The following is a 25,461-nucleotide window of genomic DNA, read 5'->3' on the forward strand; positions in this document are numbered from 1 at the left end:
CTGTGACTCAACACGGGCGGCGCGAAACGTGCGCCGCGCCGGCGGCGCGTACCCGTGCGGGCCGCGCCACCGGTCAGCTCGGCGGAAGGACCGCCGGGGAGACAGCTCGGGAGGTCACTCCCACTCGATCGTGCCCGGCGGCTTGCTCGTGACGTCGAGGACGACCCGGTTGACGTCCCTGACCTCGTTGGTGATGCGGGTGGAGATACGGGCCAGCGTCTCGTACGGCAGCCGCGACCAGTCGGCGGTCATCGCGTCCTCGGAGGAGACCGGGCGCAGCACGACCGGGTGGCCGTAGGTGCGGCCGTCGCCCTGGACGCCGACCGAGCGGACGTCGGCGAGCAGCACGACCGGGCACTGCCAGATCTCCCGGTCGAGGCCCGCCGCGGTCAGCTCCTCGCGGGCGATGGCGTCGGCCTCGCGCAGCAGGTCCAGGCGGTCGCGGGTGACCTCGCCGACGATCCTGATGCCCAGGCCGGGGCCGGGGAAGGGCTGCCGCTGGACGATCTCCTCGGGCAGGCCCAGCTCCTGGCCGACCATGCGGACCTCGTCCTTGAACAGCTTGCGCAGCGGCTCGACGAGCTGGAACTCCAGGTCCTCAGGGAGGCCGCCGACGTTGTGGTGCGACTTGATGTTGGCGGTGCCGGTGCCGCCGCCGGACTCGACCACGTCCGGGTAGAGGGTGCCCTGCACCAGGAACTCCACCGGGTGGTCGCCCGGGGCCTCGGCGACGATCTCGGCCTGCGCCTGCTCGAAGACCCGGATGAACTCCCGGCCGATGATCTTGCGCTTCTGCTCGGGGTCGGAGACCCCGGCGAGCGCGGACAGGAAGCGCTCGGAGGCGTCCACGACCTTCAGCTGCACGCCGGTCGCGGCCACGAAGTCCTTCTCGACCTGCTCGGTCTCGCCCTTGCGCATCAGCCCGTGGTCGACGTAGACGCAGGTCAGCTGGCTGCCGATGGCCTTCTGCACCAGGGCGGCGGCGACCGCGGAGTCCACGCCGCCGGACAGCCCGCAGATCGCCCGGCTGCTGCCGACCTGGGCGCGGATCAGCGCGACCTGCTCGTCGACCACGTTGGTGGTCGTCCAGGTCGGGGCCAGGCCCGCGCCGCGGTAGAGGAAGTGCTCCAGGATCTGCTGGCCGTGCGTGGTGTGCAGCACCTCGGGGTGGTACTGCACGCCGTACAGCCGCTTCTCGTCGTTCTCGAACGCGGCGACCGGCACCACGTCGGTGGACGCGGTCACGGTGAAGCCCTCGGGCGCCGCCGAGCACGCGTCGCCGTGCGACATCCACACCGACTGCTCGGCGGGGGTGCCCTCGAAGAGCGTCGAGGACGGCCGGGACACGCTCAGCTCGGTGCGGCCGTACTCGCGCGCCCCGGTGTTGTCGACCGTGCCGCCGAGGGCCGTCGCCATCAGCTGGAAGCCGTAGCACATGCCGAAGACCGGCACCCCGGCCTCGAAGAGCGCCGCGTCCAGCGTCGGCGCGCCCGGCTCGTACACCGACGAGGGGCCGCCGGACAGGATGACCGCCTTGGGACCCTTGGCCAGCATCTCCGCGACCGGCATGGTCGACGGCACGATCTCGCTGTAGACCCGCGCCTCACGCACCCGGCGGGCGATGAGCTGGGCGTACTGCGCCCCGAAGTCGACGACGAGGACGGTGTCCGCCGCGGTCTCGGTGCGGGGGTCGGGGGCGGCGGGAGTCGCTGGTGCCACGGGCTGCCTTCCGGCGGTTGCTGCGATGGGGTGGACTTCCGATTCTACCGTCGCCGCGCCCGCCGCCATGACGCTGCACCCCGGCCCCGGCGGCCGGGCAGGGGGCCGACCCTTTCGGGGGGGATCACCCAAACGGCACGTGACCGGCCCGCGGCCACTTCGTTGGAGGTGGTGTCCGTGCCAGCCAGGGGCGGTAACCCAACACCACGCGTGGAAATGGACACCGCCCAGACGCAGCTGGGCGGGGTGTGACCGGTGCGATGAGGCGGCCGCAGCAATGCGCCGCCGTGGGACCTCGCACCGGTACAAGTGGCCGGACGGCAGGGGACAGCAGCCCGGTCACGACTCTAAAGAGGCGGTCGGTACCGGGGACGCCCGGAACCGGCCGCTCTGCGAAGAGAGCACCGCGAAGCACACATTACAGCTTGTTCAGAGCTGTTTGTCAGGAACGGTCTGCGCCGGCGGCACCGCGGGAACCGGCAGCAGCGGCAGCCGCAGACCGCCGAAGGCGTCCTCCGGCACCACCGGGGCGGCCGGCCTGACCGCGGCGATCCTGCGGTAGGCCTCGCCCTGGGCGGGCCGCGGGTCCGCCTCGCCCTTGTTGGGCCACAACGACATCGCGCGCTCGGCCTGCGCGGTGATGGTCAGCGACGGGTTGACGCCGAGGTTCGCCGACACGGCGGCGCCGTCCACCACATGGATGCCGGGGTGCCCGTAGAGCCGGTGGTAGGGGTCGATGACCCCGTGCTCCGCGTCCTCGCCGATGGGGCAGCCGCCCAGGAAGTGCGCGGTCATCGGGCGCTGGGTGGCCTCGCCGACGTTGCTGCCGGGGAAGCCGTTGATCTGCTCGGCGATCAGCCGGGCGGCCTGCGCGCCCTCGGGGATGTGCACCGGGTTGGGCTCGCCGTGGCCCTGCCGGGCGGTCAGCAGCCCCTTGCCCAGGCCCCTGGGCTTGCGGTACGTCGCCAGCGAGTTGTCGCTGGTCTGCATGACCAGGCCGATGATGGTGCGCTCCGACCAGCGGTAGTTGGACAGCGAACGCAGGGCCACCACGGGGTGCCTGAGGTTGTTGCCGAGGAACTCCAGCCAGCGCGGCACCCGGCCGCGGTAGGGCGCGGCCAGCAGCGACAGCGAGCCCATCGAGTTGGATCCGCGGCCGTAGCGGACCGGTTCGATGTGGGTGTGGTCGTTGGGATGCACCGACGAGGTGATGGCCACGCCCCGGGTGAAGTCCAGCTCCTTGCCCGGGTACTTCTTGCGGTAGCGGCCCGGCGTGGTCTGGGCGCCCACCAGCGCCTCGGAGTTGGTCCTGGTCAGCTCGCCGAGCCGGGCCGAGATCCCGGGCAGCCGGCCCGCGTCGCGCATCGTGTGCAGCAGCGTCTGCGTCCCGTACGTGCCCGCCGCGACGACCACCTGCCGGGCGCGCAGCACCTGCCGGTCGCCCTTCTTGCGCCGGTCGGTGGGCACCGAGGTGACGGTGTAGCCGCCCCCGGGGTCCTCGGCCAGGTCGACGACGGTGGTCATCGGGTGGACGACCGCACCGGCCTGCTGGGCCAGGTGCAGGTAGTTCTCGTTGAGGGTGTTCTTCGCGCCGTGCCGGCACCCGGTCATGCACTCGCCGCACTCGGTGCAGGCCCGGCGGGACGGCCCGGCCCCGCCGAAGTAGGGGTCGGGGACCTCCTCGCCGGGCGCCGCCGTGCGGGCGGTGCCGCCCTCGGCGTCCTGGCCGTCGCCGAAGAAGACGCCGACCGGGGCCAGGTGGAAGCTGTCGCCCACCCCCATCTGCTCGGCCGCCGCCTTCAGATGGACGTCGGAGGGGGTGACGGTGGGGTTGAGCCGCACGCCGAGCATGCGCTGCGCCTGGTCGTAGTACGGCGCCAACTCCTGCTGCCAGTCGGTGATGTGGCCCCACTGCCGGTCCTGGAAGAAGGCGGCGGGCGGCACGTAGAGGGTGTTGGCGTAGTTCAGCGAGCCGCCGCCCACCCCGGCGCCGGCCAGCACCAGGACATTGCCGAGGACGTGGATGCGCTGGATGCCGTAGAGGCCGAGTGCGGGCGCCCACAGGTAGTTCCTGACGTCCCAGGAGTTCCTGGGCAGTTCGTCGCGGGCGAAGCGGCGGCCCGCCTCCAGCACCCCGACCCGGTAGCCCTTCTCGGTCAGCCGCAGCGCCGAGACGGCGCCGCCGAAACCGGAGCCGACGACGATGACGTCGTAGTCGTAGCCTTCTTCCTGTGCCACTGGTGCCACTGGTGCCACTGGTGCCTCCTCAGCGCATCCGGAGCGTCTTCATCAGCCGCAGCGAACGGCTCAGGAAGGCGGCGTACTTCTCGTCGTCCATGCCGAGCGAGGGCGCCATCGGCAGCAGCCGCTGGGTGGCCACCGTCTGCGCCTCGGTGAACTTCAGGATGCCCTCGGAGCCGTGCCGGCGGCCGAGCCCGGAGTCCTTCATGCCGCCCATCGGCGCGCGCACACTGCCGTACGCCGCCGCGTAGGCCTCGTTGACGTTGACCGTGCCGGACCGCAGCCGGGCCGCGATCCGGGCGCCGCGCCGGGTGTCCCTGGTCCAGACGCTGGAATTGAGGCCGTAGTCGGTGGAGTTGGCGCGCTCGACGGCCTCCTCCTCGTCGCGGAAGCGGTAGACCGAGACGACCGGGCCGAAGGTCTCCTCCGTGCACACCGCCATCGGGGCCTCGACGCCGTCCAGGATGGTCGGCTCGTAGACGTACGGGCCGATGTCGGGGCGCGCCCGGCCGCCGGCCAGCACCGTGGCGCCCTTCTCCCTGGCCTCGTCCACATGCCGGGTGACCACGTCCAGCTGCCGCCTGCCGACCAGCGATCCCATGCCCGCGCCGTACGCCAGCGCGGTGCCGAGCCGCAGCGTCCGCGTCTTGGCCGCGAACTTCTCCAGGAAGGCGTCGGCCACCGACTCGTCCACGAACAACCGCTCGATGGAGATGCACAGTTGGCCCGCGGAGGCGAAGCAGGCGCGGACCGCGCCGTCCGCGGCCTTGTCCAGGTCGGCGTCCCGCAGCACCAGCAGGGCGTTCTTGCCGCCCAGTTCCAGGCTCGCCCCGACCAGCCGGGCCGCGGCGCGCTGGGCGACCTCGCGCCCCGTGCGGGTCGAGCCGGTGAAGGACACGTAGTCGGCGTGGTCCACCACGGCCGGGCCGACGACCGGCCCGTCGCCGATCACGATCTGCCACACGCCCTCGGGCAGCCCCGCCTCGACCATCTGCTCGCGCGCCCACAGCGCGGTCAGCGCGGTCTCGGTGTCCGGCTTCATCACCACGGCGTTGCCCGCCGCCAGCGCCGGCAGGGCGTCGCCCACCGACAGCTCGAAGGGGTAGTTCCAGGGCGCGATCTGCCCCACGACCCCGCGCGGCTGGCGCAGCTCGACGGTACGGGTCAGGGTCGGGATCGCGCCCTGGTGGCGCTTCGGCCCCAGATAGGCCGGCGCCTTGCGCCCGTAGTGGCGGGCCGCCATCGCGACGACCTGCACCTCCTCGTGCGCGTGCAGGCGGGCCTTGCCGGTCTCGACCTGGATCAGGTCGAGGACCTCCGCCTGCCGGTCCAGGACCAGGTCGTGGAAGCGCAGCAGCACCGCGGCCCGGCGGCGGGCGGGGGTCGCGGCCCAGGCCCGCTGGGCGGCGCGGGCCTTGCCGAAGGCCTCGGCGACGTCCTCGGGCGAGGCCTCGGGGAACTCGGCGAGCTGCTCGCCGGTGAGCGGGGTGTGGCTGACCGTCCTGGTCTCTCCCGGCAGCCCGCGCGTCAGCCGTGCGACCAGGTCCGGTGTGACCACGTCCTGTGGGCCGCGCGCACCGGCCGGCAGCGCCGGGTTCCCCTCCGGGGGTGCGGTCGGCTCTGCAAGCTCCCGAGATTCCTTCATGCGGGTGAGGCTACGACTCCGGGCAGCGCGTGACTACCCATGAGTAGCCGGTTTCTGCCGCACCCGCACAATTCCGCCACCACTCGCTGGCATATTCGCTCCTCCCCAGGCCACACCCGGGGTAACCCTCGGTAGCAGTCCCGGAGGCGGCGCGGCCCTCAGGGGACGAACGTGGCCCGTACGGTGTCGAAGATCGCCCGGGTCCGCTCCACCTGCGTCACCGGGCCCGACACCCACACGTCGTACATCCGGCCGTCCTGCGTCCAGCACAGGTCGAACGTGCGGCGGGCACCGCTGCCGTCCGCGAAACCGTCGTAGGTGAACTCCCACAGCGCGGCCACCTCGCCGTGCTGCGAGGTCGTGGTGATCACCCCGTCCCTGTACCCCTTGTAGGGGCCGCCCGGGCGGCGGGCCGCCACGTCCTGCGCGTGCATCACCGCGTACGGGCCGCCCGGGTCGGGGTCCTGCACCCGCTCGCCGAAACGGAAACTGCGGTCCGGCGACCAGTAGTAGACCCGCGGCTTCGTCTCCTCCCGCACATAGCCCGCCGGGAGCGCCACGGAAAAGCCGCGCTTGTCGGTGACGGTACGGAAGCCCGCCGGCAGGGCCGGGGCGGTCGGCGTCCGACCGGGGCTCGGGCTCCGGCTCTGCGTCGGCGGCGAGGACGCCGGCGTCGTCGGCGCCTGTGTCGTCGGCGGGGGCGGCGCCGCGCTGCCGCTCCCGCCGCCGCTCCTGCTCACCACCAAAGCCGCCGTGCCGCCCGCGACCACCGCGATCAGGACCGCCACCGCCAGCCCCGCCAGCACCCGGCGCCCGCGGCCCCGCGGCCGGACGACGGTCGGCGCCTCGTCCACCACCAGCTCCGGCGTCGGCGCGTCAGGTGTCGGCGGCTCGATACCCGTCTCCGCATACGCCACCAGGACCGTCTGCACCTCCGCCGCGGCCATCCGCCGCGCCGGATCCCGCTCCAGCAGCCCCCGCACCACCGGCAGCAGCGGCCCCACCGCCGGCGGCGGCGTGATGTCCGCGAACGCCACCGCGTGCACGATCTCGCCCAGCGACTCCCGGTGGAAGGGCGAATGCCCGTCCACCGCCGCGCACAGCAGCGCGCCCAGGGACCACAGGTCCGACTCGGGACCCGCGCCGCCGCCCGACATCCGCTCCGGCGCGGTGTACTCCGGCGAGCCCACAAAGGCGCCCGTCTCGCTGATCGTGGCGCTGCCCGGGACACGGGCGATCCCGAAGTCCGTCAGGACGACCCGGCCCGTCGCTCGGTCGATCAGGACGTTCGCCGGCTTCACGTCCCGGTGCTGGATCCCGTGCGCGTGCGCCGCCAGCAGCGCGCCCGCCACCGCCGCGCAGATCCGCGCCGCCTCGCGCGGGGCCAGCGGGCCGTCCTCACGCAGCACGTCCGCCAAGGAGCGGCCGTCCACCAGCTCCATCACGATCCACGGGCGGTCGTCCTCCTCCACGACGTCGTACACGACGACCACGTGGGGGTGCCGGATCCGGGCGACGCTGCGCGCCTCGCGCAGCGCGCGGTCGTGCTGGCGGCCGCTGTCGGGGTGCAACTCCTTGACGGCCACCTGGCGGTGGAGCAACTCGTCTGTCGCGGCCCATACGGTGCCCATGCCGCCGCGTCCTACGCGGCTCGTGAGGCGGTACCGTCCCGCCAACACCCCCCGGGCTGCCGCCCCGTCACCCGCCATCCCCCCATCATGCCGCACCCTCCGCGCGACCCGCGCCGTTCCCCGCGCCCCTGGGTGGCTGCCACTTGCTGTGGGCTTGCACCTTTCGGTGCGTCGTGATTGGGCGCGCAGTTCCCCGCGCCCCTCGTGGATGCCCTCTTCCGCAGAGGGTGAGCGTTTTTCAGGGGCGCGGGGAACTGCGCCACCAGCCCACCGCCGGGGGAAAGTCGCGTGGTTACCGCGAGGTGACCGTGTAGGTCGAGAGGACCTTGTCGAAGGCGCGTTGGACGGCGGCGCGCTGCGCGTCGGGGCCGGCGATGAGGATCACGTGGTATCGGCCGGCGATCTGGATCGCGAGGTTGCGGGCGTAGACAGAGGAACCGTTGGCGTCCCGCCAGGTGTATTCGCCCTCGGCGGCAGGGTGGCCCTGCACGGTGATGACCGTGAGACCGGCCGCCGAGGACCAGGACGAGGCCCGGAAGTCCGCGAGTTCCGGTTCGACCAGCTGGTACGCCAGCGGGTCGTCCGCGTCGCCCGTCGCCTTGTCCCGCCCGGGCACGACGGTCATCGTGAGGTCGCTGCCGGTGTACCGCACCTGGCCCTTGGAGTTCTTCGCGGCCCGCTGCCATCCCGTGTGGACGGCGACGGTGAAGCCCTCGGGGTCGGTGCGCAGGTCGAAGTCCGGCCCGAGGTCCGGGGGCGGAGCGGCCGGCTGGGTGGCCGGCGCCTTGGTGGGGGCCTTCGTCGGCGCGGCCGAAGAAGGCGCGGCCGACGACGAGGGCGGCGCCGACGTCGGCTTCTTCTTGGCTCCCCCGGAGCCGGATCCGATGTCCGCCGGCACCGTACGGTCCCCGTTGCCGTTGTCCGCGGTGTCGCCGCGGTGCGGCAGCAGCAGGACGGCGAAGACGACGAGCGCGACGAGGACGGCGAGGACGAGCACGAGGAGGCGGGCGCCGAGCCGGCGCGGGGCGGCGGCGGTGCCGTCGGCGGCGGGCCGCCGTGAGGAGACCACCTGCTCCTGGTGGAAGTGCTCCTGGCGCACCTCGCTGCGCCTGGCCTTCTCCCGCTTGGCCTTGGTGACCTTGGCCTGCTTGCCGCGGGCGTGCCTGCGGTGCTGGAGCCCGCCGGGGTCGGCGGCTTCGCGGCGCCGCCGGCGTACGAGTTCGCCCTTGCGGCGCTTGACGGGGAGGCGTGCGGGGTCGGTGGGGACCTGGACGGTGTTCGCGCCGATCTCGGGTTCCGGCGCCGAGCGGATGAGGGAGCGGAGCCAGCCGCCCAACTCCTCGGCCTCGGGCCGCTCTTCGGGGTCGGGGCGGAGCAGCGACTCGACGACGGGCCGCAGCGGGCCGCACTCCTCGGCGAAGGCGGGCGGCTCGGCGCACACCATCTGCACCAGCTCGGCCGCGTTCTCCTCGGGGTAGGGCGGGTGGCCCTGGACGCTGCGGAAGAGCAGCGAGCCGAGTGCCCACAGGTCGGCGGGCGGGCCGACGGGCGGTGACAACTGCCAGTTCTCGTGCACCGGGTGGGCCTGCTCGGGCGCCCAGCGCTCGGTGACGGCGCCGACGACGGTGATGCGGTTCTGCCTGGCCCGCTCCTGTTCGAGGGCGGAGCGCGGGCCGTGCCAGGAGGCCGGGCCTGCCTGCGGGCCGCCATCGCTGTCGCCGTCCCCGGCACCGTCGGCGGTGCTCATCGCGGGGACCTGTTCGGGCAGCGGGTCGTAGCCGCAGAGGGCTTCCTGTGCGGCGCCGGCGGCGAGGCCGCCGAGCATGGCGCGGCCGTCGTCGCAGACGAGGACCGTGCCGGCGGTGACGTTGCGGTGGGTCCAGCCGTGGGCGTGCAGGGCGCGCAGCGCGGTGAGGACGTCGGAGGCGACCTCGGCGGCGCGGTAGGCGTCGATGGGCCTTTCGGCGAGTAAGGCGGCCAGTGGCCGACCGGACACCAGTTCGCTCGCGATCCACAGGCTGCCGCCCTCGACGAAGATGTCGAAGACCTGCACCAGGCGCGGGTGGTCGGGTATCGCGGCGGCGGCGCGGGCGGCCTCCAGAGCGCGCCGTGCGCTGTCGTCGAGGCCGTCGGGGTCGCCGTCGTCGTACTCGGCGGTGACGACCTCGGGCAGCAGCACCTGGCGGACCAGGACTTCCTGGCCGCTGTAGGTGTCGAAGGCGCGGGTCTCGACCAGTTCGTACTCGTCGGCGGGCGGCCTGGGCAGCCGGTAGCGGTCGGCGAGCACCCGTCCTGCGTACTCGTCCACGGCGCCCCCTCCCTGACCGGCTCTGCGTGCGGTGCGGCCCGTTCGGCTCCGGGCGGTTCCCGATGCGTACAGTCCGCGCTCCTTCACGATACGTGCTGCGCCAGGCTCACTCGGCCGGTTTGAACGTGCCGGTGACGACGTCGCGGATGCGCCGGTTGTCCTCGCTGTTCCATGCGTCGGCGGGGAAGGTGATCAGCAGCGCGTAGCCGTGGTGGGCGTCCGTCACCATGCCGCGGTTCTGGACACGCATTTGAGTACCCGAAACCGTCCGCTTGTACTCCCAGTCGGCGGTGTCGTATCCGCGGTAGTCGACCGCCTTGACCCCGATCAGGTGGTAGCCCGGCATGGTGGGGCCGACCGTCTGCGAGTCGTGCTGCCATTTGGCCAGTGCGCTGGGCCCGGGTGTCGGCGTGAAGTCGACGAGCAGTTCGGCCCCGCCGGGGCCGCGGAAGAGCGTGCCGGAGTGGTAGTGGTTCTGGCCCGCGGGGACGGCCTTCCAGGCGGCCGGGATGGCGACGCTCGCCTTCCCCGCGCCCTGGACCAGGGTGTATCCGGCGGGTGCGACGCCCGGCGTCAGGGCGTCGTCCTTGCCCTTGCCACCGCCCTTGCCGTTGTCGCCGCCCTTGCCCTTGTCGCCGGCGTCGTCGTCGCCCTGCTCGCCGCCGCTGCCTGCCGCGGTCGTCGTCGAGGGCGAGGCCGACGAGGGGGTACTGCCGGTCTTCTTGGTGCCGCTGCTCGGCGTCGTACCGCTGGGTTTTCCGTCGCCATTGCCGCCCCCGGAGTTGGCGAGGGCGACGCCTATCACGGTGCCGAGCAGGGCCAGGACGACCGCGGCCACGACGAGGACGAGGGTGCGGCGCGGCAGGACGTCGGTGATCGAGGAGCGGGCGGGCGGCGGTGCGTCGGGCGCGACGCCCGGCTCGGGGGCGGGCGCCGTCCGGGTCTTGGCGGCGGCCTTGCGCACGGACCGCAGCGCCTCGCGCACCCTGACCTGCTCGGCGGCGGGCGGCGCGTCGGCCGGGGCGGCGGGCTCGGCGGTCACCGGGCCGGCGGGCGGCTGGGGGTCGACGGGGAGCACGGCGGTGCGGGTTTCGCCGCTGGGCGCGGGCGGCAGCGCCGGCTGCTCGGGGGCGTTGGCGACGGCGGTGAGCAGGGCGCGTGCCGCGGCCTCGCCGATGCGCTGCTCGGGGTCCTTGGCCAGCAGCCCGGTGATGGTGGCGGCGAGCGGGCCCGCGTGCGGCATCGGTCCGACGGGCTCGGTCATCACCGCGGTCAGGGTGGCGATCGCCGACCCCTTGTCGTAGGGCGGGCGGCCCTCGACGGCGGCGAAGAGCAGGGCGCCCAGCGACCACAGGTCGGCGGGCGGCCCGGGCTTCTGGCCGCGGGCGCGCTCGGGCGAGATGTACGAGGGCGCACCGACGAGCATGCCGGTGGAGGTGACGGAGGGGTCGCCGTCGATCTGGGCGATGCCGAAGTCACCGAGCACGACCCGCGAGTCGTCGGCGATCAGCACGTTGGAGGGTTTGACGTCGCGGTGCAGGATGCCCTCGCGGTGCGCGGCGGACAGCACTTGCAGGACGACGAGGCCGACTTCCGCGGCCCGCCTGGGAGTCAGCGGGCCGTCCTCGCGGATCGCCTCGGCCAGCGACCTGCCCTCGATCAGCTCCATCACGATCCACGGCCGGTCGTCCTCCTCGACGACGTCGTAGACGGTGATGGCACCGGTGTTGCGGATCCTGGCGGTCGCCTTGGCCTCGCGCAGGGTGCGCGTGATCATGCGGCGCTTCTCGTCCTCGTCCACGTTGCCGTTGAAGCGCAGTTCCTTGACGGCGACGGTACGGCCCAGGGTCTCGTCGACCGCGCGCCAGACCGTACCCATACCGCCCTTGCCCAGTACGCCGTCGAGGCGGTACCGGCCGGCGAGCACGCGTCCGTCGGTACCTTCGTCCTCGCTCATGGGTTCCCTCTGCTGTCCTGCGGTGTGAGACCCCATCATCCCCGAACGGGGCACGGGGACGCGAATGCGGTGATCCTGCGGTGAACCGCCGGTGTACGCCGGTCCGTTGCCGGTCCGTCGTCAGTCCGTCTGCCGGAAGCCGGCGACGGCGGTGTCGAACACCGGCCGGTAGGTGGCCCATTGGGACTTCGGCGCGGACAGGTACACCGCGTACTCGCGCCCGCCCTCCTTGCCGAAGCCGAGGTCGAGGGCGCGGAAGGTGACGCTGGTGCCCTTGAACGTGAACTGCCACAGGGCGGCGTCCTGGCCCGAGGCGGTCTTGGTGGGGTCCAGCCGCTCGCGGTGGTAGCCCTTGACCTGGCTGCGGGTCTGCGGCTCCAGGTCGAGGAAGTGCTGGTAGGGGTCCGGGCTGCCGAAGTCCAGGGCGCTGATCTTCAGGCCCACCTTCTGCGTCGGGTCCACGTAGCTGATCTGGTCGCCGTCCTCGGTGACCTTCTTCGTCCAGCCGTCGGGGACGGGGACGCTGTAGCCGTGGTCGGCCCGGTGCTCCAGGTGGTAGCCGTCGGGCACCGGCGGCGGCTCGTACGTGGTCGGGGCCGTGGTCGGGGCGGTGGGGGTCGGCTCCGTGGTGTGCGGGGTGGTCGGCGGCGCGGTGTGCGTCAGGGTCGCGGTGGGGCCGCCCGAGGTGCCCCCGCTGCTGCTCCCTGCCGCGTCGGAGCGGTTCGCCCGGTCCACGGCGACGGCGACGCCCGCGGCCACCACGGCGACGGCCACGGCGGCCGCGGCCCAGCGGCCGGGGCGGCGCCGGGACGGCTCGGGCCGGGCGGGTTCGTACCCGGCGGGCGGGCCGTGCTGCGGCTCGTGCGGGTGGGTGACCTGCGGGTACGCGGTCGGCGGGTAGGGGGTGCCGGCGGAGTGCTGGGCGGGCTGCGGCTCGGACGCGGGGAGCCGCTGGGTGAAGCCGACCTGCTCGACCAGTGCGGTGTCCTGCTCCCCCGCCGGTATCCGCAGCATCTGCTCGGCCTCTTCCGCCGACAGCCGCTGCGCGGGCTCCTTGGCGAGCAGCCCGGCGATCACCCGGGTCAGCGCCCCGGCGTTCGGCGCGGGCACGACGGGTTCCTCGGCGATGGCGTACGCGGTCTCGATCGCGGTGGGGCGGCGGAAGGGCGAGGTGCCCTCGACGGCCTGGTAGAGCGTGGCGCCCAGCGCCCACAGGTCGGCCTCGGGACCCGGCATGGCGCCGCGGATGCGCTCGGGCGACAGGAAGTCGATGGAGCCGATCAGCTCACCGGTGCGGGTCAGCGTCGAGGTGCCGGAGGCCTGGGCGATGCCGAAGTCGGTCAGGACGACCCTGCCGCCCTCGCCGAGCAGCACGTTGCCGGGTTTGACGTCGCGGTGCAGCACCCCGGCGCGGTGCGCGGCCCGCAGGGCGGCGATCATGCCGCGGCCGATCCTGGCGGCCTCGGCGGGCGGCAGGGCGCCGCGCTCCTTGAGGAGTTCGCCGAGGGTGACCGAGGGGACGTACTCCATGACGATGGAGGGCAGCCCCGCGTCGTCCACGACGTCGTGCACGACGATGACGTTGGGGTGGCTGATCCGGGCGGCGGCGCGGGCCTCGCGGCGGGTCCGCTCGAAGAGCGTGGCCAGTTCCTCGTCGGGCATGTGGGGCTGCGGCGGGTGCAGTTTCTTCACCGCCACCTGGCGGTCGAGGAGTTCGTCCTCGGCCCGCCACACCGTGCCCATTCCGCCGCGGCCGATCCGCTCCATCAGCCGGTACCGGCCCGCGATCAACCGCCCTTCTTCGGCGGGTCCCACCATGTCGCGCTCCTCCGTCTGTCCCCCGAGCCCGCGTTCGGGGAGAGCCGCCAGGCACCCTCCGTCCGCGTCCAGACGCCGTGCGCCTAGAGAGGCACGATATCGGGCGCCCCCAGCCTGGCGGCATCCGCGGTCAGATCATCGGGCTGGAGCTGCGATTCGCGTTCGGCCTCGACCCGCTTCTCGTAGTACTCGACCTCCTTGTCGATCTGGTGGGCGTCCCAGCCGAGCACCGGCGCCATCAACTCGGCGGCCTCGCGGGCGCTGCGGGTGCCGCGGTCGAAGGTCTCGATGGAGATGCGCGTCCTGCGGGCCAGCACGTCGTCCAGGTGGCGGGCGCCCTCGTACGCCGCCGCGTAGACGACCTCCGCCCGCAGGTAGTCGTCGGCCCCGGCCAGCGGTGCGGCCAGCGACGGGTCGTCGGCGATCAGGTCGAGCACCTCGCGGGTCAACGTGCCGTAGCGCTGCAGCAGGTGCTCGATGCGGGCGACGTGCACCCCGGTGCGGGCGGCGGTCCTGGCCCGGGCGTTCCACTCGGCCTGGTAGCCCTCGGCCCCGGCCAGCGGCACCTCCTCGGTGCAGCACGGGGCGACCCGGTGGTCAAGGCCGTGCACCGCCTCGTCCACGGCGTCCTTGGCCATCACCCGGTAGGTCGTGTACTTGCCGCCCGCGACGACCACCAGGCCCGGCACCGGGTGGGCCACGGTGTGCTCGCGGGACAGCTTGCTCGTCGCGTCGGACTCGCCGGCCAGCAGCGGGCGCAGCCCGGCGTAGACACCCTGGACGTCGTCCCTGGTCAGCGGGGTGGCCAGCACCGAGTTGACGTGGTCGAGCACGTAGTCGATGTCGGCGCTGGAGGCCGCCGGGTGCGCCTTGTCCAGGTCCCAGTCGGTGTCGGTGGTGCCGACGATCCAGTGCCTGCCCCACGGGATGACGAACAGCACGCTCTTCTCGGTGCGCAGGATCAGGCCGGTCGTGGAGTGGATGCGGTCCTTGGGCACCACCAGGTGGATGCCCTTGGAGGCGCGGACGTGGAACTGCCCGCGCTCGGCTATCAGCGCCTGCGTGTCGTCGGTCCACACCCCGGTGGCGTTGACGACCTGCTTGGCGCGGATGTCGTACTCGCCGCCCGCCTCGCCGTCGTGCACCCGCGCGCCGACGACCCGCTCGCCCTCGCGCAGGAACCCGGTCACCCGCACCTGGTTGGCGACCTGGGCGCCGTAGGAGGCGGCGGTACGCACCAGGGTCGCGACGAAGCGCGCGTCGTCCACGCCCGCGTCGTAGTACTGCAGCGCGCCGACCAGGGCGTCCTTGCGCAGTGCGGGGGCCACCCGCAGGGCGTGCTTACGGGTGAGGTGGCGGTGCAGGGGCAGTCCGCGGCCGTGCCCGGAGGAGACCGACATCGCGTCGTAGAGGGCCACGCCGGAGCCCGCGTACAGCCGCTCCCAGCCCTTGTGCTGCAGCGGGTAGAGGAAGGGCACCGGGTGCACCAGGTGCGGGGCCAGCCGCCCCAGCAGCAGCCCGCGCTCCTTGAGCGCCTCGCGGACCAGCGCGAAGTCCAGCATCTCCAGGTAACGCAGCCCGCCGTGGATGAGCTTGCTTGACCTGCTCGACGTGCCCGCGGCCCAGTCGCGGGCCTCGACCAGCCCGGTGGACAGCCCGCGGGTGGCGGCGTCCAGGGCGGTGCCCGCGCCGACGACGCCGGCGCCCACCACCAGGATGTCCAGCTCCTGCTCCGCCATCCGGGTGAGGGCCGCCGCCCGCTGGGCCGGTCCGAGTGTCGTCGTACGCATCCGTACCTCCGTCGCCTGCCTCTGCCGATCGGGCTCTGGGTCGGTTGTGCCGGTGCTCCGCCGGGTTCCTGCCCGGGTCCGGCCGGAGTGGTCCTCCTTCGATAGTGACCGGCGCGGCGGCGCGCTGCCAGGGCAGTCGTACCGCCCTGCACGGCGCGGCGTGCGGTCATATCAGTCATTTGTCTGGTTAGCCTGTTTTGAAGCCATGCGTGAGCCCATTCGTGGTGGTCGCCAGGGAGGACAACCCCATGCCCGCAGACCTCGCCGTACTCGGACTCGGCAGCACAGGACTCCCCCTCGCCCAGGCGGCGACCGCCGCGGGCGTCGGCGTCATCGGATACGACCCCGACCCCGCCACCGCCGCCGACATCAACGCAGGACGCGTCCCCCCCGGCACCCTGGCAGCGGCCGAGCTGCGCAGGATGCTGGCCTGCGGTTTCCGCGCCACCGCCGACCCCGCCGTGCTCGGCCGGGTGCGCACCGCGGTGATCTGCGCACCCACCCCGCCCGGCGAGGACCACGCCCTCGACCTGTCCGCGGTCGCCGCCGCCGCCCGCGCGCTGGCCGCGCACCTGCGGCCGCACACCACCGTCGTCCTGGAGTCCGCGGTCTACCCCGGCACCACCGAGGGCTACCTGCGGCCGCTGCTGGAGTCGCACGGCCTGCGGGCCGGCCGCGACTTCCACCTCGCCTACTCCCCCGGCCGCCTCGACCCCGGCAACCGCGACTTCCAGCTCGCCAACATCCCCAAGGTCGTCGGCGGCTGCACCCCCGCGTGCACCGAGGCCGCCGCCGCCTTCTACGGCCGCTTCACCGAGCGCATCGTGCGCGCCCGCGGCACCCGCGAGGCCGAGGCCGTCAAGCTGCTGGAGACCAACTACCGGCACGTCAACATCGCCTTCGCCAACGAGATGGCGGTCTTCTGCCACGACCTGGGCGTCGACCTGTGGGACGTCATCAGGTGCGCGGAGACCAAGCCCTTCGGCTTCCAGGCCTTCCGCCCCGGACCCGGCGTCGGCGGCCCCGCCGCACCCCTGGACCCCAACGCGGCACCGCACTTCACCCCGCCCGCACACCCCCGGCTGCCCGGCCACCCCCTGCGGATGGTCGAACTGGCCGCCGAAGTCAACTCCCGCATGCCGCGCTACGTCGTCCAGCGGGCCGCGGCACTGCTCAACGAGCACGGCAAGTCGCTGCGCGGCGCCCGCGTGCTGCTGCTCGGCGTGACCTACAAGGCCGACCTCGCGGACCAGCAGGGCTCGCCCGCCCGGGAGATCGGCAGCCGGCTGCTCGACCTGGGCGCCCAGCTCTGCTACCACGACCCCTACGTACCCCAGTGGCGGGTGACGGACCGTCCGGTGCCGCGCGCCGACTCGCTGTGGGAGGCCGCCGCGGAGGCGGACCTGACGCTGCTGCTGCAGCACCACCGCACGTACGACCTCCAGGGCCTGGCGGTCAAGGCCCAACTCCTGCTGGACACCCGGGGTGCCACACCCGCGGGAGCCGCCGCGCGACTGTGACCGGAGGGCCACAATCGTCCCCGTTGGGCGGAGGACGTGCGGGTCCTGTAACGACCGGATCAATCTTCTTGTCCGATTGTCACTCCCCCCTGCTAGATTTCGGCGTCACCGTTCGCACCGGGGCATGCATGGCTCGTCGTGCACCGCCCGTCAAGCGAACCCCACAGCGCTTCCGTCCCCGGGGGATCCTCATGAGCAGTTCCAACTACCCGCCGCAGCAGCCCGGCGGCCAGAACCCGTACGCGCAGCAGCCGCCGCAGCCCGCGGCCCCGCAGCAGCCGTACGCGCCGTCCCCGTACGTGACCCCGCAGCAGGGCGCCCCCGCTCCCGCCCCCGGCGGCTTCAACGCCGGCGCGTACGCCCCGCCGGCCCCGGTCGGAATGACGCAGCAGCAGAAGAACCCCGGTGTCGCCGTGCTCGTCGGCATCGTCGCCATGGTGGTCGGCGCCCTCGTCTACGCCGGCATCATGCGCGCCCTGGCCAAGGACGACGGCCACTATGTCCAGGTGGGGTACGTCGCGCTGGCCATCGGCCTGCTGGTGGGCGTTGCCGTCGGAAAGCTCGGCGGCCGCAACGACGCGCTTCCCGTCGTTGCCGGTGTGCTCTCGGTCGTCGGCGTCTTCCTCGGCCAGTTCATGGGCTTCGCCATGTGCATCTCGCACTGGGAGTCGGTCGCCACCCACGGCGGCGGTGACTCGTGGACCCACATCCTCTTCTCCCAGACCGGCGACCTGTGGAAGTACTACAAGGACGAGTTCCACTTCATGACCTTCGTCTTCCTGGCCATCGCCGGCGTCGAAGGCTTCGTCATCACCCGCCGCGTCACCAGCTGACCGCCCGCGGAACGACCAGGAGGGGCGGCCCCGTGCCCGGGGCCGCCCCTCCTGTCTGCCGTGATCAGCGGTGGTGCGTCGGGGAGACCGTGACCTCGACCCGCTGGAACTCCTTCAGGTCGGAGTAGCCGGTCGTGGCCATCGAACGGCGCAGCGCACCGAAGAAGTTCATCGACCCGTCAGGGGCGTGCGAGGGTCCGAGCAGGATCTCCTCGGTCGTGCCCGCCGTCCCCAGGTTCATCCGCTTGCCGCGCGGCAGTTCGGGGTTGACCGCCTCCATGCCCCAGTGGAAACCGCGGCCCGGCGCGTCGGTCGCCCGCGCCAGCGGCGAGCCCATCATCACCGCGTCGGCGCCGCACGCGACGGCCTTGGGCAGGTCGCCGCTCGCACCGAAGCCGCCGTCCGCGATGACGTGCACATACCGGCCGCCGGACTCGTCCATGTAGTCCCTGCGGGCCGCCGCCACGTCGGCCACCGCGGTGGCCATCGGCACCTGGATGCCCAGCACGTTGCGGGTGGTGTGCGCGGCCCCGCCGCCGAAGCCGACCAGCACACCCGCCGCACCCGTACGCATCAGGTGCAGCGCCGCGGTGTACGTGGCGCAGCCGCCGACGATGACCGGCACGTCAAGCTCGTAGATGAACTGCTTGAGGTTCAGCGGCTCGTGCGACCCGCTCACGTGTTCGGCCGACACGGTGGTGCCGCGGATCACGAACAGGTCCACGCCCGCGTCCACCACGGCCTTGGAGAACTGGGCGGTGCGCTGCGGCGACAGCGCGGCGGCCGTCACGACCCCGGCGTCCCGCACCTCCTTGATCCGCTGCCCGATCAGCTCCTCGCGGATCGGCGCCTTGTAGATCTCCTGCAGCCGGGCGGTCGCCCGTACGTCGTCCAGCTCGGCGATCTCCGCGAGCAGCGACTCCGGGTCGTCGTACCGCGTCCACAGGCCTTCGAGGTTCAGCACCCCGAGCCCGCCGAGGTTGCCGATCCGGATCGCCGTCTCCGGCGACACGACCGAGTCCATCGGTGCGGCCAGGAAGGGCAGCTCGAAACGGTAGGCGTCGATCTGCCAGGCGATCGAGACTTCTTTCGGGTCCCGGGTGCGGCGGCTCGGCACCACGGCGATGTCGTCGAACGAGTACGCCCTGCGGCCTCGCTTGCCCCGACCGATCTCGATCTCTGTCACGTCCGTGCCTCTCTCTCTGGCCTGCGGCCCCAGTATCCCGCACGCAACCTTCCCCCTTGCGCAGGGCGGCGCCCCCGCTGGCCGCGGTGGCTCAGGCGGCGCCCTTGCTCAGGGCGGTGAGCGTTTTCAGGGGCGCGGGGAACTGCGCGCGCAACCCACCACCGGCCGGTGGTCCGGCACGGACCGAACACCCCCTTTGGGACGGTGACGACCCGCGCGTGGGAGGGGGCTGGGCGCGCAGTTCCCCGCGCCCCTGAAAAGCACCCCCTGCGCAAGGGGAACCCGCCGACCACCGCTGCCGGGGGAAGCGAACCCCCTGAACGCAGCGGCAGCGTCAGCCGTGGTAGTTGGGGGCCTCGACGGTCATCTGGATGTCGTGGGGGTGGGACTCCTTGAGTCCCGCAGCCGTGATGCGGACGAAACGCCCCTTCGTCTCCATCTCCGCGACCGTCGCCGCCCCGACATACCCCATCGTCTGGCGCAGACCGCCGACCAGCTGGTGGAGCACCGCGGCCAGCGGGCCGCGGTAGGGGACCTGGCCCTCGATGCCCTCGGGCACGAGCTTGTCGTCGGAGGAGACCTCCGCCTGGAAGTACCGGTCCTTGGAGTACGAGCGGCCCTGCCCGCGGGACTGCATCGCGCCGAGCGAGCCCATGCCGCGGTAGGACTTGAACTGCTTGCCGTTGATGAAGAGCAGTTCGCCGGGCGACTCCTCGCAGCCGGCGAGCAGGCTGCCGAGCATGACGCTGCTGGCGCCGGCGGCGAGCGCCTTGCCGATGTCGCCGCTGTACTGGAGGCCGCCGTCACCGATGACGGGGACCCCCGCGTCGATGCACGCCTGCGCGGCCTCGTAGATCGCGGTGACCTGGGGGACGCCGATGCCGGCGACGACCCGGGTGGTGCAGATGGAGCCGGGGCCGACGCCGACCTTGACGCCGTCCACGCCGGCGTCGATGAGCGCGCGGGCGCCGTCGCGGGTGGCGATGTTGCCGCCGACGAGGTCCACGCCGACGCTGGACTTGATCTTGGCCATCCAGTTGAGCGCGTTGCTGTTGTGGCCGTGCGAGGTGTCGACGACCAGGAAGTCCACACCGGCGCCGACCAGCGCCTGGGCGCGGTCCAGGGCCTCGGGTCCCGCGCCGACCGCGGCGCCGACGACCAGCCGGCCCTCGGAGTCCTTGGCCGCGTTGGGGTACTGCTCGGCCTTGACGAAGTCCTTGACGGTGATCAGGCCGCGCAGCCGGCCGTCCTCGTCCACCAGCGGCAGTTTCTCGATCTTGTGGCGGCGCAGCAGCGCCATCGCGTCCACACCGGAGATGCCGACCTTGCCGGTGACCAGCGGCATCGGCGTCATGACCTCGCGGACCTGGCGCGAGCGGTCGGACTCGAAGGCCATGTCGCGGTTGGTGACGATGCCGAGCAGCCGCCCGGTCTCGTCGGTGACCGGCACACCGCTGATCCGGAACTTCGCGCAGAGCGCGTCGGCGTCGCCGAGCGTGGCGTCGGGGCGGACCGTGATCGGGTCGGTGACCATGCCGGACTCGGAGCGCTTGACCAGGTCGACCTGGTTGACCTGGTCCTCGATGGACAGGTTGCGGTGCAGGACGCCGACGCCGCCCTGCCGGGCCATGGCGATGGCCATCCTGGCCTCGGTGACCTTGTCCATCGCCGCGGACAGCAGCGGGATGTTGACCTTGACGTTGCGCGAGACGAGGGACGAGGTGTCCACCTCGTTGGGCAGCACCTCTGACGCGCCCGGCAGCAGCAGCACATCGTCGTAGGTCAGCCCGAGTGCGGCGAATTTCTCGGCTACTCCGTCGGCGTTCAGCGACATGGCACCTTCCCGAATGGTCTTGCCCGGCGAGTTGTTCAATGGTAGTGGCTTCGCCGGTATTCCCTGACCGCGCAGGTCATCGCGCGGATGACCGCGCAGGTCGGGGCCTACGCGCTGAGGCCGCCGGCCGAGGCCGGGTGCGCGGCGGCGGACTCCTCGGCGATGGCCCGCAGCCGGCTGAGCGCGCGGTGCTGGGCCACCCGTACGGCCCCGGGCGACATGCCGAGCACCTGGCCGGTCTCCTCGGCGCTCAGCCCGACGGCGACCCGCAGCAGCACCAGCTCGCGCAGGTGCCCGGGCAGCCGGTCGAGGAGTTCCTTGGCCCAGGCGGCGTCGCTGTTGAGCAGCGCGCGCTCCTCGGGGCCGAGGGAGTCGTCCGGCTTCTCCGGCATCTCGTCGGAGGGTACGGCGCTGCCCGGGTGGCGCATCGCGGCCCGCTGGAGGTCGGCGACCTTGTGGGCGGCGATGGAGACGACGAAGGCCTCGAAGGGCCGCCCGAGGTCGCGGTAGCGGGGCAGTGCGCACAGCACGGCCAGGCAGACCTCCTGCGCGAGGTCGTCCACGAAGTGCCGTGCGTCACCGGGCAGCCGGGCCAGCCGGGTGCGGCAGTAGCGCTCGGCGAGCGGGTGGACGTGGGCGAGCAGGTCGTGGGTCGCGCGCGGGTCGCCGTTCACGGCGCGGCGAACGAGGGCACCGATGGCCGGAGTGTCGTCGTCGCGCATCCACCCATGGTGCCTCGCCGCCGGAGCTTCCGCCGCATCGCGGCCGTACTTCTGCACCGAAGCGTTATCAGCCGCCGTGGCCGGTGCCGCGGCGGAGTCCGCGGCTGGCACTGTCATCTCGGCCTTCTGGTCCGCCTTATGGTCCGCCATGTGAAGCCCCCGCCGATCCCCGAGGAAGTCCATACGTCAAGCATGCGTCCTCCCCCGGGAAACCGAGGACTCGTGGGGGACTTCGCCGTACGACGTACGGCGTATCCGGGTCAGCGCACCAGGCCCCAGCGGAAGCCGAGAGCCACCGCGTGCGCCCGGTCGGAGGCGCCGAGCTTCTTGAAAAGGCGCCGCGCGTGGGTCTTGACGGTGTCCTCCGAGAGGAAGAGTTCACGGCCGATCTCGGCGTTGGACCGTCCGTGGCTCATCCCTTCGAGGACCTGGATCTCCCGGGCGGTCAGGGTGGGCGCGGCGCCCATCTCCGCGGACCGCAGCCGGCGCGGGGCGAGCCGCCAGGTCGGGTCGGCGAGCGCCTGGGTGACGGTGGCCCGCAGTTCGGCGCGCGAGGCGTCCTTGTGCAGGTAGCCGCGGGCGCCGGCGGCGACCGCGAGGGCGACGCCGTCGAGGTCCTCGGCGACGGTGAGCATGATGATGCGGGCGCCGGGGTCGGCGGACAGCAGCCGCCGTACCGTCTCGACGCCGCCGAGGCCGGGCATCCTGACGTCCATCAGGATCAGGTCGGACCGGTCGGCTCCCCAGCGGCGGAGGACTTCCTCGCCGTTGGCCGCGGTGGTTACGCGCTCGACGCCGGGCACGGTCGCCACCGCGCGGCGCAGGGCCTCTCGGGCGAGCGGGGAGTCGTCGCAGACGAGGACGGATGTCATGACCGCCCTCCGCAGCTGAACCGCGTCACGTTGTGCCTCCAGGCTGTACGAAGTCTTCACCGTTGGGGCTGACGGCATCGGGCACCTGCCCGAATCCTGTGGGACCGCTCGGGCCGCCAACCGCTTCCGCCACACTCAACGACCCTCACCCGAAAGAGTTACGAAGTTTGGTCGCCGCCATCGGCACTCTACGTGATCATGCGCGTACGAATCAGTCACGCCGCAGGTCAGAACGGGTGAGCCGGCATATTTCCGCGGCCCCTTGCAGGGCTCCGCGGAGGGGGGCGGCCCGGCAGATGCTGCTGAACGGGTGTTATGCCGGACTTTGCACCCTTTGGCCGCTCTTTTCTGATGCGTGGGCTAATCGTCGCTAGATTGGCGATGAGTCATATTTACATCTACTACGACAGTAGATGTACGGTCGGAGACACCGAGGTCGTCACGGCCGTCACGCACCCGTCGAGGGGATGAGCAATGGCAGACTTCTCCCGCCTTCCCGGCCCGAACGCCGATCTCTGGGACTGGCAGCTGGTGGCCGCCTGCCGAGGCGTCGACAGCTCGCTGTTCTTCCACCCCGAGGGCGAACGCGGCGCGGCCCGCAGCGCACGGGAGGCCGCGGCCAAGGAGGTGTGCATGCGCTGCCCCGTCAGGGCCGAGTGCGCCACCCACGCCCTGGCCGTACGCGAGCCGTACGGCGTGTGGGGCGGGCTCACCGAGGACGAACGCGAGGAGATGATGGGCCGCTCCCGGCACCGGATGCCGGTCGAGTCCGCCTGAGCATCCGAAGAATCGATTCTGCAGGCCGGGCGTCACGCCCGGCCCAGGGCCGCCCGCGTCAGCCTGGCCAGCATCATGTCCACCGCGGGGACCTGTGCGAGGTCGGGCAGCGTCAGCGCCACGACCTCGCGGTGCACCGCGGGCCGCAGCTCCACCACCGCGACCCCGCGACTTCGCACCGACTCCAGCGCGAGCCGCGGCAGCACCGCCACACCCAGACCCGCCGCGACCAGGCCCGTCACCGCCGGGTAGTCGTCGGTCGCGAAGTCGATCCTGGGCGTGAAGCCCACCCGCTCGCACATCTCCACCAGATGCCCGCGGCAGCGCGGGCAGCCCGCGATCCACCGCTCCCCCGCCAGCGCCGCCAGGTCCACCGGAGCGCCGCCGCCCGCCAGGGCATGGCCCCGCGGCACCACACCCACCAGCCGGTCGGCCAGCAGCGGGCGCACCACCAGGTCGTCCCAGGACTCCTCGGCGGGCGTCGGCAGGTCCGGGTAGCGGAAGGCCAGCGTGATGTCGCAGTCCCCGGCCCGCAGCAGGTCGACCGACGCCGGCGGCTCCGCCTCGACCAGCGACACCTCCGTACCCGGGTGCCGCTCGCGCATCTCCGCGACCGCCCCCGGCACCAGCGTCGGCGTGCCCGAGGGGAACGACGCCAGCCGCACCCGCCCGGCCCGCAGGCCCGCGATCGCGGCGACCTCCTCCTCGGCAGCCGCGAGCCCGGCCAGGATCCCGTCGGCGTGCCGCACCAGCGCCTCGCCCGCCTGCGTCAGCCGCATCTCGCGCGGCCCGCGCACCAGCAGCGGGGTGCCCGCGGCCGCCTCCAGGGCCTTCATCTGCTGGCTGACCGCCGGCTGCGTGCAGCCCAGAGCGCGGGCCGCCGCAGAGAACGAACCGCCCCGCGCCACCGCCCGCAGCACCCGCAGATGCCGTGCCTCGATCACCCCTCCACCATAAGCATTACTTAGGCTTGCCCCCCACAAATCGGCAATAGACTTTGCCCCCACCCGGGTCCAGGCTGAATCCATGAGCGCCCAAGCATCCCCAGACGTCGCCGCCTTCCCCGGCCTGCGGGAGGCCGAATACCCCGACCTGCCGCCAGGACAGCTCAACGCCGCCACCCACGGCCTCGCCCCCGCCCGCACGATCGCGGCCCTGCGCCGCGCACTCGACGCCTGGGCCGCCGGGCGCCCCGACACCGCGGGCTACGAGGACAGCGTCGCCGCCGCCCGCGCCTCCTTCGCCCGCATCACCGGAACGCCGCTCTCCCAGGTCGCCCTGGCCGGCACCGTCGCCGGTGCCGTCGGCCTCGTGGCCGCCGCACTGCCCGCCGGCGCGGAGGTCGTCACCTTCCAGGACGACTTCAGCTCCCTGGTGCACCCCTTCGCCGCCCGCACCGACCTGCGGCTGCGCCTCGTCCGGCTCCAGGACGTCGCCGACGCGGTGCGCCCCGGCACCGCGCTCGTCGCCGTCAGCGCCGCGCAGTCCGCCGACGGGCGGGTCGCCGACCTCCCCGCGATCCGCGCCGCCGCCGAGGCGCACGGGGCGCGCGTCCTGCTCGACGCCACCCAGTCCGTCGGGTGGCTGCCGATCGACGCCATGTCGTACGACTACGTGGTCTGCCACGGCTACAAGTGGCTGGTCTCACCGCACGGCGCATGCTTCCTGACCGTGCGGCCAGGTGCCGAACCCACCCTCTCGCCGGTCTTCACCGGCTGGTACGGCGCCGACGACCCGTGGGACGCCTGCTACGGCCCCGTCCCCCACCTCGCCCCCGGTGCCCGGCGCTTCGACGCGCGGCCCGCCTACCTCGCCTACGTCGGCGCCGCCGCGTCCCTCGCCCTCGTCGAGGAACTCGGCGTCCAGGCCATCCACGACCACGACGTCGCTCTCGCGGACCGCCTGCGCGACGGCTTCACCAGCCTCGGGTTCTCGCCCGTGCCAGGCCCTTCCGCGATCGTCGCGGTCCCCGGCGTGCCCGCCGCCCTCACCGACCGCCTCCAGGCAGCCGGTGCCGCCTTCTCCTCCCGCGCCGGGAATCTGCGCCTGGCGCCGCACTTCTACAACACCCCCTCCGACGTCGACCACGTCCTGAACGCCGCCGCGTCCTGACCCCCCGCGCCTGACGGCGCGGGTTTCGTTTCCCACCCTCCCCCCACAGCTCCGCGTGGGGGGTGCCCCCAGACCCGTGCGAGTAGTGGATGAAGTGACAGGTCTCCCAGTGGCCGCACCCCACCGTCGGCGACTGCGAGCCCGTGCGCACCGGCGAACCGCAGGTAGCTGTCGCAGCCGCGGACGTAGCTCGCCGAGGAGAACCGCAAACCGCAAGCCGCCCGGCGTGCCCACCGGCGAACCGCCGGCGGCCGACGTGGCCGAGACGTAGCAAAGGCCACCCCGCAGACGACAACCGCAAGCCGCCAACGCAGCGGAGGGGACGGTTCGGGGGTGTCCCCGCAGGCATGCGCGCAACTCCCGCCGCCTCGTTCGGGAAGGGCAGAGGCGCGCAGGCCGAGGAGATACCCCCGAAGCGGCACCGACCCCGACCGCACACAGCACGCGCACCCCCGGGGGACAAAATCGGTTGGGGCACGGGCACGCGGGTGGTCGA

17 protein-coding genes are annotated in these 25,461 nt (G+C 73.0%); 4 read left to right on the forward strand and 13 right to left on the reverse strand.

What is annotated here, in order from left to right; translation table 11 throughout:
* Positions 1–114 precede the first annotated feature (114 nt).
* The 8 genes from guaA to JT723_RS11950 form a co-directional block, all read right to left on the reverse strand.
* Positions 115–1,719 carry a glutamine-hydrolyzing GMP synthase gene (gene guaA, locus JT723_RS11915; RefSeq protein ID WP_205044518.1) on the reverse strand — a complete coding sequence of 535 codons (1,605 nt, stop codon included), beginning with the start codon at positions 1,717–1,719 and terminating at the stop codon, positions 115–117.
* Between the two features lie 429 nt (positions 1,720–2,148).
* The gene (locus JT723_RS11920; RefSeq protein WP_205044519.1) at positions 2,149–3,957 is read right to left on the reverse strand and encodes a GMC oxidoreductase; all 1,809 of its coding nucleotides are present in this window, start codon (positions 3,955–3,957) and stop codon (positions 2,149–2,151) included.
* 28 nt (positions 3,958–3,985) lie between these two features.
* Entirely contained in the window at positions 3,986–5,605 is a 1,620-nt protein-coding gene (locus tag JT723_RS11925; RefSeq protein ID WP_205044520.1) for a succinic semialdehyde dehydrogenase, read from the reverse strand.
* Between the two features lie 158 nt (positions 5,606–5,763).
* Positions 5,764–7,314, reverse strand: coding sequence for a serine/threonine-protein kinase (locus JT723_RS11930; protein WP_205044521.1), 1,551 nt, complete (start codon positions 7,312–7,314; stop codon positions 5,764–5,766).
* A 214-nt stretch (positions 7,315–7,528) separates the two neighbouring features.
* Positions 7,529–9,544 carry a serine/threonine kinase C-terminal domain-containing protein gene (locus tag JT723_RS11935; protein WP_205044522.1) on the reverse strand — a complete coding sequence of 672 codons (2,016 nt, stop codon included), beginning with the start codon at positions 9,542–9,544 and terminating at the stop codon, positions 7,529–7,531.
* A gap of 106 nt (positions 9,545–9,650) precedes the next feature.
* Positions 9,651–11,501 carry a serine/threonine-protein kinase gene (locus tag JT723_RS11940; RefSeq protein ID WP_205044523.1) on the reverse strand — a complete coding sequence of 617 codons (1,851 nt, stop codon included), beginning with the start codon at positions 11,499–11,501 and terminating at the stop codon, positions 9,651–9,653.
* A gap of 120 nt (positions 11,502–11,621) precedes the next feature.
* Positions 11,622–13,319 (reverse strand): serine/threonine-protein kinase, encoded by a 1,698-nt coding sequence (locus JT723_RS11945; protein WP_205044524.1) that lies wholly within the window; start codon positions 13,317–13,319, stop codon positions 11,622–11,624.
* Positions 13,320–13,402: 83 nt separating this feature from the next.
* Positions 13,403–15,109 (reverse strand): glycerol-3-phosphate dehydrogenase/oxidase, encoded by a 1,707-nt coding sequence (locus JT723_RS11950; RefSeq protein WP_205044525.1) that lies wholly within the window; start codon positions 15,107–15,109, stop codon positions 13,403–13,405.
* A 248-nt stretch (positions 15,110–15,357) separates the two neighbouring features.
* Here JT723_RS11950 and JT723_RS11955 point away from each other — a divergent pair, with 248 nt between their 5' ends.
* The gene (locus JT723_RS11955; RefSeq protein WP_205044631.1) at positions 15,358–16,629 is read left to right on the forward strand and encodes a nucleotide sugar dehydrogenase; all 1,272 of its coding nucleotides are present in this window, start codon (positions 15,358–15,360) and stop codon (positions 16,627–16,629) included.
* Positions 16,630–16,820: 191 nt separating this feature from the next.
* The gene (locus JT723_RS11960; protein WP_205044526.1) at positions 16,821–17,462 is read left to right on the forward strand and encodes a hypothetical protein; all 642 of its coding nucleotides are present in this window, start codon (positions 16,821–16,823) and stop codon (positions 17,460–17,462) included.
* A 64-nt stretch (positions 17,463–17,526) separates the two neighbouring features.
* On the opposite strand, the gene JT723_RS11965 is transcribed toward JT723_RS11960, so the two are convergent.
* From JT723_RS11965 to JT723_RS11980, 4 genes are all read right to left on the reverse strand, one after another.
* Complete coding sequence (locus tag JT723_RS11965; protein ID WP_205044527.1) at positions 17,527–18,648, reverse strand: GuaB3 family IMP dehydrogenase-related protein; 1,122 nt, start codon at positions 18,646–18,648, stop codon at positions 17,527–17,529.
* 334 nt (positions 18,649–18,982) lie between these two features.
* Positions 18,983–20,482, reverse strand: coding sequence for an IMP dehydrogenase (guaB, locus tag JT723_RS11970; RefSeq protein ID WP_205044528.1), 1,500 nt, complete (start codon positions 20,480–20,482; stop codon positions 18,983–18,985).
* A 107-nt stretch (positions 20,483–20,589) separates the two neighbouring features.
* Positions 20,590–21,204, reverse strand: coding sequence for an RNA polymerase sigma factor ShbA (shbA, locus tag JT723_RS11975; RefSeq protein WP_240165464.1), 615 nt, complete (start codon positions 21,202–21,204; stop codon positions 20,590–20,592).
* A gap of 260 nt (positions 21,205–21,464) precedes the next feature.
* Entirely contained in the window at positions 21,465–22,076 is a 612-nt protein-coding gene (locus JT723_RS11980; protein WP_003948568.1) for a response regulator transcription factor, read from the reverse strand.
* Between the two features lie 474 nt (positions 22,077–22,550).
* Between JT723_RS11980 and JT723_RS11985 the strand changes: the two genes are divergently transcribed.
* Positions 22,551–22,853: a WhiB family transcriptional regulator gene (locus tag JT723_RS11985; RefSeq protein WP_205044530.1), complete on the forward strand. Its 303-nt coding sequence runs from the start codon at positions 22,551–22,553 to the stop codon at positions 22,851–22,853.
* A 32-nt stretch (positions 22,854–22,885) separates the two neighbouring features.
* Here the strand turns inward: JT723_RS11985 and JT723_RS11990 are convergent, their stop codons facing one another.
* Positions 22,886–23,797 (reverse strand): LysR family transcriptional regulator, encoded by a 912-nt coding sequence (locus JT723_RS11990; RefSeq protein ID WP_205044531.1) that lies wholly within the window; start codon positions 23,795–23,797, stop codon positions 22,886–22,888.
* Positions 23,798–23,879: 82 nt separating this feature from the next.
* Between JT723_RS11990 and JT723_RS11995 the strand changes: the two genes are divergently transcribed.
* Positions 23,880–24,965, forward strand: coding sequence for an aminotransferase class V-fold PLP-dependent enzyme (locus JT723_RS11995; RefSeq protein WP_205044532.1), 1,086 nt, complete (start codon positions 23,880–23,882; stop codon positions 24,963–24,965).
* The last annotated feature ends 496 nt before the right edge of the window (positions 24,966–25,461 follow it).

The organism is Actinacidiphila bryophytorum, assembly GCF_016916835.1.
GTDB lineage: Bacteria > Actinomycetota > Actinomycetes > Streptomycetales > Streptomycetaceae > Actinacidiphila > Actinacidiphila bryophytorum.

Bases quoted from the DNA above. Each gene is read 5' to 3' on its own strand.
- JT723_RS11985 (WP_205044530.1), top strand. From the start codon at position 22,551: ATGGCAGACTTCTCCCGCCTTCCCGGCCCGAACGCCGATCTCTGGGAC.
- JT723_RS11925 (WP_205044520.1), bottom strand. From the start codon at position 5,605: ATGAAGGAATCTCGGGAGCTTGCAGAGCCGACCGCACCCCCGGAGGGG.
- JT723_RS11950 (WP_205044525.1), bottom strand. From the start codon at position 15,109: ATGCGTACGACGACACTCGGACCGGCCCAGCGGGCGGCGGCCCTCACC.
- shbA (WP_240165464.1), bottom strand. From the start codon at position 21,204: ATGCGCGACGACGACACTCCGGCCATCGGTGCCCTCGTTCGCCGCGCC.
- JT723_RS11980 (WP_003948568.1), bottom strand. From the start codon at position 22,076: ATGACATCCGTCCTCGTCTGCGACGACTCCCCGCTCGCCCGAGAGGCC.
- JT723_RS11960 (WP_205044526.1), top strand. From the start codon at position 16,821: ATGAGCAGTTCCAACTACCCGCCGCAGCAGCCCGGCGGCCAGAACCCG.
- JT723_RS11955 (WP_205044631.1), top strand. From the start codon at position 15,358: ATGCCCGCAGACCTCGCCGTACTCGGACTCGGCAGCACAGGACTCCCC.
- JT723_RS11995 (WP_205044532.1), top strand. From the start codon at position 23,880: ATGAGCGCCCAAGCATCCCCAGACGTCGCCGCCTTCCCCGGCCTGCGG.
- guaB (WP_205044528.1), bottom strand. From the start codon at position 20,482: ATGTCGCTGAACGCCGACGGAGTAGCCGAGAAATTCGCCGCACTCGGG.
- JT723_RS11930 (WP_205044521.1), bottom strand. From the start codon at position 7,314: ATGGCGGGTGACGGGGCGGCAGCCCGGGGGGTGTTGGCGGGACGGTAC.
- JT723_RS11940 (WP_205044523.1), bottom strand. From the start codon at position 11,501: ATGAGCGAGGACGAAGGTACCGACGGACGCGTGCTCGCCGGCCGGTAC.
- JT723_RS11945 (WP_205044524.1), bottom strand. From the start codon at position 13,319: ATGGTGGGACCCGCCGAAGAAGGGCGGTTGATCGCGGGCCGGTACCGG.